This window comes from Eisenibacter elegans DSM 3317 (genome assembly GCF_000430505.1).
Classification (GTDB): Bacteria; Bacteroidota; Bacteroidia; order Cytophagales; family Microscillaceae; genus Eisenibacter; species Eisenibacter elegans.
This window is the reverse complement of record NZ_AUMD01000021.1, coordinates 188914-201202: the sequence shown is the minus strand read 5'-3', so window position 1 is coordinate 201202 and position 12289 is coordinate 188914. Positions and strand designations below refer to the sequence as shown.

Annotated in this window: 12 protein-coding genes; 4 read left to right on the top strand and 8 right to left on the bottom strand. The window is 48.4% G+C overall.

What is annotated here, in order from left to right; all coding sequences use genetic code 11:
* Window positions 1-128: 128 nt before the first annotated feature.
* Entirely contained in the window at window positions 129-1292 is a 1164-nt protein-coding gene (locus G499_RS0109695; RefSeq protein ID WP_026999778.1) for a hypothetical protein, read from the top strand.
* 178 nt (window positions 1293-1470) lie between these two features.
* Here G499_RS0109695 and G499_RS0109690 read toward each other — a convergent pair whose 3' ends face one another.
* Entirely contained in the window at window positions 1471-4188 is a 2718-nt protein-coding gene (locus tag G499_RS0109690) for a valine--tRNA ligase (RefSeq protein WP_035727106.1), read from the bottom strand.
* A gap of 116 nt (window positions 4189-4304) precedes the next feature.
* Entirely contained in the window at window positions 4305-5609 is a 1305-nt protein-coding gene (locus G499_RS21120) for a GWxTD domain-containing protein (protein WP_051296132.1), read from the bottom strand.
* Window positions 5610-5724: 115 nt separating this feature from the next.
* Between G499_RS21120 and G499_RS19455 the strand changes: the two genes are divergently transcribed.
* Both G499_RS19455 and purN read left to right on the top strand, forming a co-directional pair.
* Window positions 5725-6522 carry a 2OG-Fe(II) oxygenase gene (locus G499_RS19455; RefSeq protein ID WP_051296131.1) on the top strand — a complete coding sequence of 266 codons (798 nt, stop codon included), beginning with the start codon at window positions 5725-5727 and terminating at the stop codon, window positions 6520-6522.
* Window positions 6523-6603: 81 nt separating this feature from the next.
* Window positions 6604-7200, top strand: a complete 597-nt coding sequence (purN, locus tag G499_RS0109675) for a phosphoribosylglycinamide formyltransferase (protein ID WP_026999776.1) — start codon at window positions 6604-6606, stop codon at window positions 7198-7200.
* A gap of 44 nt (window positions 7201-7244) precedes the next feature.
* On the opposite strand, the gene G499_RS21115 is transcribed toward purN, so the two are convergent.
* On the bottom strand, window positions 7245-8093 hold the full coding sequence (locus G499_RS21115) for an SGNH/GDSL hydrolase family protein (RefSeq protein WP_154658393.1): 849 nt from the start codon (window positions 8091-8093) through the stop codon (window positions 7245-7247).
* Window positions 8094-8206: 113 nt separating this feature from the next.
* On the opposite strand from G499_RS21115, the gene G499_RS0109660 reads away from it, so the two are divergent.
* The gene (locus G499_RS0109660; protein ID WP_026999775.1) at window positions 8207-8572 is read left to right on the top strand and encodes a MerR family transcriptional regulator; all 366 of its coding nucleotides are present in this window, start codon (window positions 8207-8209) and stop codon (window positions 8570-8572) included.
* 144 nt (window positions 8573-8716) lie between these two features.
* On the opposite strand, the gene G499_RS21110 is transcribed toward G499_RS0109660, so the two are convergent.
* From G499_RS21110 to G499_RS0109630, 5 genes are all read right to left on the bottom strand, one after another.
* Window positions 8717-9136 carry an OmpA family protein gene (locus tag G499_RS21110; RefSeq protein ID WP_026999774.1) on the bottom strand — a complete coding sequence of 140 codons (420 nt, stop codon included), beginning with the start codon at window positions 9134-9136 and terminating at the stop codon, window positions 8717-8719.
* Window positions 9137-9193: 57 nt separating this feature from the next.
* Complete coding sequence (locus tag G499_RS0109650) at window positions 9194-9616, bottom strand: hypothetical protein (protein ID WP_026999773.1); 423 nt, start codon at window positions 9614-9616, stop codon at window positions 9194-9196.
* A 74-nt stretch (window positions 9617-9690) separates the two neighbouring features.
* Window positions 9691-10116: a hypothetical protein gene (locus G499_RS0109645; RefSeq protein ID WP_026999772.1), complete on the bottom strand. Its 426-nt coding sequence runs from the start codon at window positions 10114-10116 to the stop codon at window positions 9691-9693.
* Window positions 10117-10146: 30 nt separating this feature from the next.
* Entirely contained in the window at window positions 10147-10566 is a 420-nt protein-coding gene (locus G499_RS0109640; RefSeq protein ID WP_026999771.1) for a hypothetical protein, read from the bottom strand.
* A 353-nt stretch (window positions 10567-10919) separates the two neighbouring features.
* Window positions 10920-12170 (bottom strand): sulfate adenylyltransferase subunit 1, encoded by a 1251-nt coding sequence (locus G499_RS0109630; RefSeq protein WP_026999770.1) that lies wholly within the window; start codon window positions 12168-12170, stop codon window positions 10920-10922.
* Window positions 12171-12289: the final 119 nt, after the last annotated feature.

The window sequence follows — 12289 nt, the reverse complement described above, 5'->3', positions numbered from 1 at the left end:
TATTCTGCCAAAAAGCAGGAAAGCTCCCTAGATTTTTTAGTGGGGTTGCCTCAGAAGGCTATATTTGATAGCTTTACAGTCTACGTCTGTCTTATCTGTAGGTCTCCACCTTTCAAACGCCTCTCTTTATGCTTCCCTCGTCTGTATTTCGTAGTTTGTTTATCCTCTTTTTGATGCTCCCTTGGGGCTTAGCGGCGCAGTTGCGCAATGAAGCGCTCTCTGACCAGAAACCCTTGTTGGCCGAGCGTGCGCGTGAGTTGTATCTCCGGTTAGATGCCTTGCCTTTTGTACTCAACACCGAATATTTTAATCCCATCACCTTGGGAAGGACTTATTTTGGGGTGCAGGCAGCGCCCAGCTTGGTATATTACCCCTCCAAGCGGGTGCGTTTAGAAGGGGGAGTGTTGTTGAGGCAAGACTTTGGCGCTGACAATCCAACGCTGGTTAGTCCTATATTTTCGGTAAAAGTTGCGCTGACCGACAGCCTAACGCTCACCTTGGGTATGCTCGAAGGTGGCCTGACACACCGGCTCATTGAGCCTCTTTATGCTTTTGAAAACCTGCTCAACCTACGCCTCGAAGACGGGATGCAAATCCAGCATCGAAGCCGACGCTGGTATACAGACCTATGGGTAGACTGGCAGCGAATGATTTATGTAGACTCTGATTTTCAAGAAATTATCTTCGCAGGCCAGCATACCCACTACCGGTGGCTTGATGCGCCACGCCACCAAAATGAATTGGTCTTACAGGGGACTGTCTTGCACTATGGAGGTCAAATACAAGCCAACAAAGAAGATCCTGTAACCAATACGGCCAATGTGGCGTTGGGCTGGCAACATACCTACCGCCCGCTACGCAGTGGGGCTTGGCTCTCACAAATGCGTCTCAGTGCCTACGGTCTGAGCTTTAGTGGCAGCTCTTTTCGTATCCAAAACACCCCCGAAGACGAGGCCATCAGCGGATGGGCAGCTTATGCCAACGCTTCGGTAGTGTCGCGCCGCAACTGGGAGTTTATGCTCAGCTATTGGTATGCCGAAGGCTATGCCTCAGCCCAAGGAGGGGCAATCTATAGTTCTTTTGCAGAGCTTAGCCCAGAGCAAGCGCCCCAAAACCGGCAACTCTTGTTCTTGCGTCTGCTCAAAGAAGTACATATCAATGGGGGGGTAGATTTTCTCTTCCGCCTAGAGCCCTATTATGATTTCAACAACCAGCTCTTTGAACACGCTGCCGGCATCTATATCCGTTATCGACCTGATTTTAAGTTGGCTACGCTCAAGCCTGCCAAGTGATAGTTGCGGGCCTCGAAATCCATCATTGGCTTCCTACAAAAAAGATAAAGCGCTGTATCTGTGTCGATACAGCGCTTTATTGTTGCGCTAAGCTATTTTATGCCCAACCAAAATTAGTTGGAGCAATAAAGAAAATCAAATCCAGTAGATTCTCCATTCAAATAGCCCTTGGGGTAACTTAAGCCAATTTCTTCAGGGCTTCGCTCAGGGCTTGGATGTTGGCTTCGGCATCGGCCAGCTTTTCGCGTTCTTTCTGCACTACGTCGGGTTTGGCATTGGCCACAAAGCGCTCATTGCCAAGTTTTTTGAGGACGCTGTCGCGGAAGCCTTGAGCATATTCCAGCTCTTTTTGCAGCTTTTCACGCTCTTTGTCCAAATCGATGGCATCGCCAACGTGTACAAAAAACTCTTCTCCTTTGACCAAGAAGGAGACGGTTTGCTCCGGCTGAGCCTCACACGTGTCAAAGCTTTCCAATACGGCCATTTTACGGATGATGTAGGCAGCTTCGGTATATTTCTGCAAGGTATCTGCCTTGGCAAAAAGCTTGAGCGGCACTTTGGGGGCAATCTCTTTCTGGTTGCGTACCTGCCGTACCCCAATCACAATCTCAAAAGCCTGATCCATTGCCTGAATGCGGGCTTGGTCAGCGGGGCGGGTGGCAGCGGGGTAAGGGGCAATACAGATAGACTCTCCGGCGGCACGAGGGCGCACTTGCTGCCACAGCTCTTCGGTGATGAAGGGCATAAACGGGTGTGTCAGTTGCAAGAGTCGCTCGAAGAAATCGAGGGTATGTTGTAGTGTGCTACGGTCGATGGGCTGGCCATACTCCGGCTTGATGATCTCGAGATACCAAGCGCAGAAGTCATCCCAGAAGAGTTTGTAAACAGCCTGCAAGGCATCTGAAATACGGTACTTACTGAAGTGGTCGTCTATCTCGGCTAGCGCCTGCTGCAGGCGCTCCTCCAACCAAGCTACGCTGTGGGCGTGGGCAAAAGGCAGGCTTTCGTCTACCTCCCAGCCGCTCAGCAAGCGGTAAGAGTTCCAAATTTTATTGGCAAAGTTGCGGCCTTGTTCACAAAGCTTGGAGTTGTGGGACTCAGGGTCTTCCATAAAAGCCGTGATGTCTTCCTGCTTTTGTGATTTGGGTACACCCGTATCAAAGAGCAAGTCATTGCCGGCTGCCGAGCTGAACAACACACCAAAGCGCACCCCGTCGGCGCTGTACAGGTCTATCAAGCGCAGCGCGTCAGGGCTGTTACCCAGTGATTTAGACATTTTTCGCCCCATTTTGTCTCGAATGAGGCCGGTAAAGTACACATCTTTGAAAGGTAGCTCTCCTTTGAAGGCATAGCCGGCCATAATCATCCGTGCTACCCAGAAGAAGATAATATCGAAGCCCGTCACCAATACAGCCGTAGGATAGTAGTATTGGATATCGGCATTGTTGGGATCTTTGAAGCCATCAAACACCGAAATAGGCCATAGCCAAGAACTAAACCAAGTATCGAGCACGTCTTCATCTTGGCGGAAGGCATCAAAAGGCATTGCCGTACGGCCTTCCTGTGCGCAGAGGGCTTGGTACTCGGCATAGGCTTCGGCCTTGGTATTGGCCACGAAGATATTGCCTTGGTCGTCGTAGTAGGCCGGAATCTGCTGCCCCCACCAAAGCTGTCGAGAGATGCACCAGTCCTTGGGGTTTTCCATCCAAGAGCGGTACATATTCTTAAACTTCTCGGGAAAGAAGCGGATGGTATCATTCATCACATTTTCAAACGCTGGGCGGGCGATGTCTTCCATCTTGAGCCACCACTGCATCGAGAGCTTAGGCTCTATCACCGCGCCGGTACGTTCCGATGTTCCTACTTGGTTGCTGTAGTCCTCTACTTTGACAAGCAGGCCGGCCTCTTCCAAATCCTGAATGATGGCCTTGCGCACACGGAAACGGTCTTGACCGATGTATTTGGCAATGCCTACGGCTTCGGACATTGTGCCGTCGTCGGCGATGGTATCGATGGCAGGTAGGTTGTATTTTTGGCCGATGTTGTAGTCGTTTACATCGTGGGCAGGGGTGATTTTGAGAATACCCGTACCAAACTCAGGGTCTACGTATTCGTCCGCAATTACGGGCACTTCACGGTCGAGCAAGGGTACCAATACCTTGCGGCCTATCCAAGACTGGTAGCGCTCGTCGTTGGGGTTTACGCACACGGCCACATCGCCCGGAATGGTTTCGGGGCGTACGGTAGCTACCGTTAAAAACTCATCAGGGTTATCCGCTGCCCGGTATTTGAAGTACACCATCTTGGTGTTAGAGGTTTTGAAAATCACCTCTTCGTCGGAGAGGGCTGTTTTACCCTGAGGGTCCCAGTTGACCATCCGCACGCCTTTGTAAATCCACCCTCTGCGGTGTAGCTGTACAAAAGAATCGATAACGGCCTTCGACAGTTCCTCTTCCATGGTAAAGCGGGTGCGATCCCAATCACAAGAAGCGCCCAATTTTTTGAGCTGCTCTAGGATGATACCTCCGTATTTGTCTTTCCAAGCAAAGGCGTGTTCGAGGAACTGCTCACGGCTGATGTCTTTTTTCTCAATGCCTTGTTCTTTCAACATCGCGACGACCTTGGCCTCTGTGGCAATAGAGGCGTGGTCTGTTCCGGGAACCCAGCAGGCATTTTTACCCTGCATACGGGCACGACGGATGAGCACGTCCTGAATGGTATTGTTGAGCATATGCCCCATATGCAGCACACCCGTTACGTTGGGTGGCGGGATGACGATGGTATACGGCTCTTTGTTGGGGTCGGGGGTGGAGCGGAAAAGCTTATGCTCCATCCAATACTGATACCACTTGGCTTCTACGTCCTTGGGGTCGTAGGTTTTAGAAATTTCGCTCATATCGCAGATGTGTCAAACAAAGAAAAAAGGCTTTTTTGCAAAGGTACACAAAAAAGCCTTTTTTCAAGCCACCCCCACAAAGCATTGAGCACCAGCTAACGGTAGCCAAGCATTCGTTAAGAGCCTATCCTTCCTTCTCTCCAGCGCTCTATGGCTTCATACCATACTTGTTCGTATTCGGGATAACGCACCAATACAAAAACCTCTCTTCCAAACACAGTCCGGGTTTTTTGGAAGGTAAAATTAGTCTCCGAAAAGGTTTTCTCTTGTGTGTAAGTCCAAATTTCTTTGTCATTAAATTTTTTGACTTTCTGTGGACTGCCAAATACAGTGAAAATCATCCCCATATCGGTTTGCCATCCGGGTTTGTAATCTGTGAAAAATTCATTGGCAAACTTTACCCTTTGGTAGTAAGCCTTGATAGTAGCCTTGGCTCTTGCCAAGTTATTGTCCATCAGTTCGAGCCAGAGTGAATCAAGGGCTTCCTTGGTGTCGGCAGAGACTTGGAGGCGCTGAAACTCCTCTTCGGTGGTGATATAGCGCAGTGGCTGTACAAGGTCTTGGAGTTGTGCCAATTTTGGAAACCGATTTTCTGCAATATAGACACTGATTACGCCAGTATAGGCGGCGTTGTCAATTAGATAAAAACCAGGCTTTGCGAAGCTCAGTGGTTGCCCAATACGGATAGAAAAAGTAGAGTCGGCCAAGGCGGGCAACCGTTCCATCGGTACTTGGGTGGCCATCGGAATGGCCGCCGGCCCAAAAGGTTGTTGATAATAAGTAACCGTGAGTACATTGGGGGCGTTGTTGTGTAACGCACGGATTTTGAGGCGGTTTTGTGTGCGGAAATACGACTGGAACTGCGCCTCTCCTGAGTCGGCATCTTCCCAATAAAAAATATCCTCCAACTCCGGTTTCTGAAACCTCACCGGCAAGTTGTACAAGCCTTTTTGTGTGCTGAGTTTGTCGAATATTTCAATCAGCAATACCGCCTCATTGCGGTCTTCACGCTTGGGAATGTCTGCCATCACATAGAAGTACTGGCCTGTTTTTCGGGCATTGGCCTCGGTAATTTGTAGCACTCCGGTCTGGACAAACTGCCGCTCGTCATAATCTGAGATAATTCCGTAGCTGATGTTGAACTCTTCCATCAGGCGCTTTACGTCCTTGTCGTTGGCCAAACGCGTTAGTTCGAGCTGCAACATCACCCTGATGTGGCCTTGGTTGTCTACCACACGGTGCTTACAGTCTATCTTCCCACCGGCGACTTTTACTTGTCCGCCGCCCTGTGTGGCCGTTGCACGCGATGCGCTGACTTGCTGCCGGCTGGGCTCATTGGGCAATATCTTAGGAGTACAGGCCGCCATCCCTACCCAAAAAAGGGTAGCAGCCAAGAGGAATATGGAGGGTTTAGTGGTCATAAGCTTTATCTCTGAGGGACATAAAAATCAGCTGACAAGAATCTTGGCACAAAATACGCACAAATGCTGAAAAATTGCATATTTTTGTCTACTTCAAACTCATCTTCCCTATACTATGTTTGAGCAACACATCAACCCCGACTATATCAGCGTAGAAGCTACAGCCCGACTACGCCAACAATTTGACCAAGCGCAACCCTACCGCCACTTGGTCTTGGATAATTTCTTGACCGCAGACTTTGCCGAGGCGCTCAACGCCCAGTTTCCATCAATCGAAAAGCTCAAAAAACACTATAATGGGCTAAACGAACGGAAGTCTGAAGGGGCTAATTTTGACGATTTCCCGGAGGTTTTCCGCCAAGCCCGCGAGCTGATTATGGGCGAGCAAATGGCCGCTTGGATGAGCCGTGTAACGGGCATCGAAGAGGTCTTTGTTGCAGATGACCACCTCGGCACAGGCCTCCACCAAGGCAGCAATGGTAGCTTTTTGGATATTCACATCGATTTTAATATCCACGCTGAAAAAGACATTCACCGCCGCCTCAATATGCTCATTTATATGAACAAAGACTGGCTCGAAAGCTATGGCGGAGACCTCGAAATGTGGGATGCTAAGATGACACGCTGTGAGAAAAAAGTCGCTCCTATCTTCAATAGAGCCGTTATTTTTGAAACCAGTGAGATTTCTTACCACGGCTACTCCAAAATCACCGTCCCCGAGCACATCACCCGTAAGTCGATTTATGTGTATTTCTACACCCAACTACGCGAAGGAGCAGCCTCCTACCACGATACTGTTTTCAAGGCCAAGCCCGAAGACACTGCTGTCAAGAAAGTGGGTACGACAGTAAAAGAAACCTTGAAAAATTTTGCCAAAGCTACGCTCAAACGCGCCGGTATTAAAAAACTATAGCTCCTTTATCTACCCCCGGAAGCGCGGCACAGTCGCGCCTCCCCTGATACTTTTCGGGGAGTACCCCGTTGATAGCCTTTTATGAAACCAAAGAAAATCGCCATTTTCGCCTCCGGTACAGGTAGTAATGCCCAAAACCTGATGGCCTATTTCAGCCAAGTGCCCGATGTTACGGTGGCCTTGGTACTTTCCAACAAAATCGATGCGCCCGTGCTCGAAAAGGCTCGCCAACACGGTGTGCTGACACAGGTCTTTGACCGAGATACTTTCTACAAATCCGATATTTTGGTTCGGGAGCTAGAAGAGCTAGAAATAGACCTTATTGTCTTGGCAGGCTTCCTGTGGCTAGTGCCTCAAAACTTGCTCGAACCCTTCAAAAACCGTATCATCAACCTACACCCTTCACTACTGCCTGATTTTGGGGGCAAAGGAATGTATGGGATGAACGTCCACAGGGCTGTTTGGGAATCGGGCGCTACCGAAACCGGGATGACGATTCATTATGTCAATGAAAACTACGACGAAGGGCAGATTATTTTTCAGGCCAAATGCCCTATCCGCGCCGAAGACACTCCTGAGACCATCGCAGAGCGTGTTGCCACCCTCGAACACCAACACTTGCCCCGTATCGTACACCAACTACTCGAAGATACTGCGGCTACCGAAAACTTAGCCTAATCCATTGGGCTGACAAGACTGCCTATCCAAATTTTAGCATTGCCTTATTGTGGGGTATAAAGGGTAAACGGATAGGCACTTTGGTACATAATCCATTCGGTGAGGGTGTCTGCCCAAAGGCGGCTGCCTTCCAGATTGGGGTGGATACCGTCTTCTTGTCGGGGCAATTTGAGACTTTGGGAGCTAAAAAAGCGCTGCTTGTCTATCATCTTGGCCAACAACTCGTTGATTCCTGTATCGGGTCGCCAGTTAGGTGGCCCTACCCAGATATAGGGGGTGTCGCCCAATTGCTCCAAAATATCGTGAATATAATAGGCGCGTTCTTCCAAATCTCTGACAAAAAGCTCGTTAGAGCCTAAGGCAATAATCACAAAGCTAGGCTGGTGGGCTTCGATAAGCGCTTTGGCGCGCTTTTCTTGGCTCCAGAGCTGGGTCGAAGAACTAGACTGGTGCTTGACAATGAGCGTATGCCCATTGAAGAGGGTATATTGTTGCATCCCATATTCCAAGCCAGCCGGCCCTGCCATCGAGTCGCCTATCATCAAGATGCGTTGCTTTTCCCCTTTGGGTACTTTGGGACGCTCGTTGGCAGCCTGTTTTTCGGGAGTCTTGGTGCGTGTACAGTCGGCGGCTACATTGCCTAAGTGCTTCCCAGCAACCTCAACGACAAAGGCTGTCTGGCCGCTATTGTCCAACCCTACAAATGCCCTACTTTTGGCTTGTTTGACAACCAGCGTGTCGTTTTGGATGGGAGTAGGCATCAGCCCATACCCAACCACCACAAGCCAAGCCAAGGCCAACATCCACCAAATTTCGTTCAATGGATGCCAAGGCTTGGGCGAAGACGGTCGAACCGGAGTTTTTTGAGGGGATGCAGAAAATCGTGCGTGCATTTTGGTGTCTAAAATACTGTTGGTGTCTGTTTGGTGGAGCTAATTTAATTCCTAGGTTTGAATAATCCCTAGGTTTGGCTAATTTTCGTTGTAGATATGATATGACCAAGACTATGAAGATAAGTGAATTGGCACAAAAAACAGGGTTTACCCCCGACACCATCCGGTATTACGAAAAAATCGGCTTGTTGCCTCCCCCGCTCAATCGGCAAACGCGCAACAACTACCGATACTACGACCGGGAAGCTGTTGCGCTGCTGTTGTTAATCAAGCAAGCAAAGCTATTTGGCTTTACACTGAGCGAAATCAAACTGCGGCTACAGGAGTGGAAAGATGGGCAGATTCCTTTGCCTGAAAAAATCAGGGTCTTTAAAGAGAAAATCCAACTTGTCTCAGAAAAGATAGCCGAGCTAGAGCAAACCAAGCAGGCGCTGAGCGAAAAACTAAAGGAGTACCAACAGCTTTTGCTGGGGCAATAAGAGACCAGTTAGTCAGTATTGCACGCTACTGGGCATTTTCCAAAAAACCCAAAATATGGATGCTCCTTTGCGGTTAAATATATGTCAAGAACAAGGGGATAAAGTACGCACAAGAACGACAAAACCAAAAAGGTGTCGTGGGTGTCAGTATTGCAAAATCTTGACCTCTACTCTTCGGTTGAGCGCCTCCTCCTGTGAGTTGTTGGGTTTTTTGTAGAGCGGATGTTTGCCTCCGTAGGTTTTTACTTCTACGCGGTTGTACTTGATGCCTTTGTTCATCAAATATGCACGTACCACCTCAGCACGCGCCAAAGCCAGCTCTAAAGACGATTCACGGTGCCGGCCATTGGTATGCCCTGCCAACTCAATGCGTACACTGGGGTTGCGTCGCATAAATTTGTACAAAGACTTTAGGTTGGGCACTGACGAGGGCAGCAGGTTCTGGCTGTCTCCTTCAAACAAAAAAGCGTCTCCACGATATTTGGCGTTCTGAGCCATCATCAAGGTAGGAGACAAGAAGGCAAAAAGCAGCAAAAAGACGGTAGTGTATAGGGCGTTTTTCATAAGGTGTGTAGTTTAATATGAAACTTTTACCTTTAACGCCCCAAATACGATTTTAGTCTATTGGCTTTCGCCCAAAAATTTTTGCGCATACCCATACGCCTCCTCCAAAGTACTGACAAATACACTGCCGACGCGCTCCTCGGTTTTGTCGGCAAAGACTTGCTCTAATGAGAGCCGGGCAATAAAATCGGCACTCTCTACCAAGATTGCATATCTACAGCCATTGGGAAATAACGAAGCAATGATTTCCTTATTGAGCCAGTCTTGTAGCGCTGGGTGTATGCTGAAGTTAGAATCGACCATATAGGCAATCACCGTCAGAGGTCGGTAAGTCTTGATGCACTCTATACAACGGCGCATTTCGGTTTTGTATTCCTCATCGCTCATCCCGTGATTGCCTGATTTCCATCGGTATATCATCGCGTTGAGGCTTTTGTCAAATTCAATACGCATATAGTCGGTGTCGGCATAGGTAATCATAAGCAGAAATAGTGGGGATAGTAGTGAGAGAATCGTGATTATATGATATAGGGCACCAGAAAACACGGTTGTTTCTAGGGCAATAAGTGCTTTTGTAGATTATCGGCAGCTTGCCGGCGGGCATCTTCTAGCGAAGTAGCAAACGTGATGGTAATAGGTTTGGCCGAATCGTCAACGGCTTGCTCTACCGAAAGGCGAACAATAAAGTCCTTGCTCGGCACAATGACCATATGTTTCGCTCCTGTAGGGGGAATTTTGACAGCCACTTCGTTGTTGAGCCAGTCTTGCAACTCTATGCTGACAGTAAACTCCGACTCATAAGAGTTGGCGATGACAGTTAGCGGGCGATGGACTTGAGAGGCTGCCAATACACGCAAAATACCGGCTTTGTAATCCTCATCAAACATATCATAGTTTCCTTTTTTTAGGCTGTATATCAGGGCTTTGATACTTGAGTCATGCACAATCTGTAGATACTGGCTTTCTTCTATAATCGTCATAAGCACACTAGTGAGTTGATTTGTAGTGTTTTAAGCTGCTTGCAGAAACTTTGCAGCTTCTACACGGGCGGCTTCCATACTTCCTACAAACATATTGCCAACACGGTTTTCGGTTTTTTCTTCAAATACTTGTTCTATCGAAAGACGGGCAATAAAATCTTGGCTCAAGACCACTATCACATAGCGACAGCCATAGGGGAATAGTTGGTACATTACTTCGGTATTGAGCCAGTCCTGTAGTTGGGGCTTGACCGTAAACTCAGAATCGACCATATAGGCGATGACCGTCAGCGCTTTGTACTCCTGTACTGCGGCCAGAGCGCGGCGCATTTCTGTTTTGTATTGTTCTTCGGTCATCCCGTGGTTGCCTTTTTTCCAAGCATACACCACAGCCTTGAGGGTTGCATCATATTCGATGCGCATCAAATCATTGTCTGAATAAGTAATCATCAGTGTTCGTATTTAGAGAAGGGCTCGATGTGTAAATAATCCTACAATAACTAAAAAATACAATACAAATCCAACACTCTTCTACCAAAACATCTGCTTCTTCCGTACATTTGGCATAAACCCTTGGCAATAGGTTTGCAAACCTATCACTAAGAAGGTTTTTGAGGACTTGAGCGCCAAAATAACAGAAGAGCTAAAGATTTACACCGAGGTAATGCAACAGCCGCACCAATGGACATTTTTGGAAAAGCACCTCAGAGACAAACTAAGGCCTCATTTTGGGGGCAAAATGAGGCCTCGCCCACAGTTAAAACTGCGGGATTTGAAAAATATTCAGTAGCGTGTGCAACAGCCTATATTTCGACAGCCGTAATCATTCCGGCGGCAACAGTATTATTGTGTTGCTCATCAATCAGGATAAAAGCACCATTTTCGCGATTTTGGCTATAGGTATCGGCAGCTATAGGCGCAGCCAAGCGGATAACAACCTGCCCAATATCATTGAGTAACAGTGTATTGTCTCCCAAAACAGCCTCTAGGGTGTGTATATCCGTTTTTTGGCTTACTTCCTTCACAGCACATCGAATGAGGCGGCTGTTGTGTTGGAGTAAGTATTTTTTGGAAAGATTGAGCGGCTGGTTTTCCATCCAGCAGAGAGAGGCCCTCAACTCACGGCTGAGTGTGGGAGCCTCTGTAGCAGGCACAATCATATCGCCACGGCTTACATCGACATCTTCGGCCAAGTGTAATACCACAGACATAGGCGCGCTTGCTTCGGGCAGTTGTTGGCCGTCAAATTCTATGGCGGCCAATGTTGTGCGTAAGCCCGAGGGCAATATCACTACCTCCTGCCCTGCTTTGTAAGTACCGCTATTGATGCGCCCGGCATAGCCACGATAATCGTGTAGCGCATCGGTTTGAGGACGGATAACATATTGCACCTGAAAACGGGGCTGAGTAGAGAGCACTTCTACAATAGACACCTCTTCGAGGAAGGGCAATAAGGCCAAGCCCTTGTACCAAGGCATCCGAGCAGACGGATGGACGATGTTGTCGCCTTTGAGCGCCGACACGGGTATAAAGGCCAGATTGGCGATGGCCAACGGCGCAGCAAAAGCCTCGTAGTCGGCTATAATTTCCTCAAAACGGCTCTCGGCATAGTCTACCAAGTCCATTTTGTTGATGGCAATGACCATATGCTTAATCCCCAACAGATGACAGAGATAGGTATGGCGCTTGGTTTGCTCGGTTACTCCTTCGCGAGCATCCACTAAGATGACAGCCAGCTGGCAATTAGAGGCTCCCGTAACCATATTGCGGGTATACTGTACGTGCCCGGGAGTATCGGCAATAATGAACTTGCGCCGCTCGGTTTGGAAATACTTGTAGGCCACATCAATAGTAATGCCTTGAGCGCGCTCATCACGCAAGCCATCCGTCAAGAGGGCAAGGTCTATCTCGCCGTCGTTCTTGTTTTTGCTGGCTCGCTCAATGGCTTCGAGCAAGTCTAGCGGAATAGCACGGCTGTCATAGAGCAATCGACCGATAAGGGTGCTTTTGCCGTCATCTACGCTGCCGGCTGTAAAAAATCTGAGTATATCCATAATCTTGGTAGACTTTTAAAGACGCTGCAATTTCTGTAATTCTAAAGGCTTTTGCAAGAATACTATTAATATTCTATCGACTAAGTAGGATATTTGGCAAAAACAAAACATCAAATCTT

Bases quoted from the DNA above. Each gene is read 5' to 3' on its own strand.
- G499_RS0109695 (WP_026999778.1), top strand. From the start codon at position 129: ATGCTTCCCTCGTCTGTATTTCGTAGTTTGTTTATCCTCTTTTTGATG.
- G499_RS0109690 (WP_035727106.1), bottom strand. From the start codon at position 4,188: ATGAGCGAAATTTCTAAAACCTACGACCCCAAGGACGTAGAAGCCAAG.
- G499_RS21120 (WP_051296132.1), bottom strand. From the start codon at position 5,609: ATGACCACTAAACCCTCCATATTCCTCTTGGCTGCTACCCTTTTTTGG.
- G499_RS19455 (WP_051296131.1), top strand. From the start codon at position 5,725: ATGTTTGAGCAACACATCAACCCCGACTATATCAGCGTAGAAGCTACA.
- purN (WP_026999776.1), top strand. From the start codon at position 6,604: ATGAAACCAAAGAAAATCGCCATTTTCGCCTCCGGTACAGGTAGTAAT.
- G499_RS21115 (WP_154658393.1), bottom strand. From the start codon at position 8,093: ATGCACGCACGATTTTCTGCATCCCCTCAAAAAACTCCGGTTCGACCG.
- G499_RS0109660 (WP_026999775.1), top strand. From the start codon at position 8,207: ATGAAGATAAGTGAATTGGCACAAAAAACAGGGTTTACCCCCGACACC.
- G499_RS21110 (WP_026999774.1), bottom strand. From the start codon at position 9,136: ATGAAAAACGCCCTATACACTACCGTCTTTTTGCTGCTTTTTGCCTTC.
- G499_RS0109650 (WP_026999773.1), bottom strand. From the start codon at position 9,616: ATGATTACCTATGCCGACACCGACTATATGCGTATTGAATTTGACAAA.
- G499_RS0109645 (WP_026999772.1), bottom strand. From the start codon at position 10,116: ATGACGATTATAGAAGAAAGCCAGTATCTACAGATTGTGCATGACTCA.
- G499_RS0109640 (WP_026999771.1), bottom strand. From the start codon at position 10,566: ATGATTACTTATTCAGACAATGATTTGATGCGCATCGAATATGATGCA.
- G499_RS0109630 (WP_026999770.1), bottom strand. From the start codon at position 12,170: ATGGATATACTCAGATTTTTTACAGCCGGCAGCGTAGATGACGGCAAA.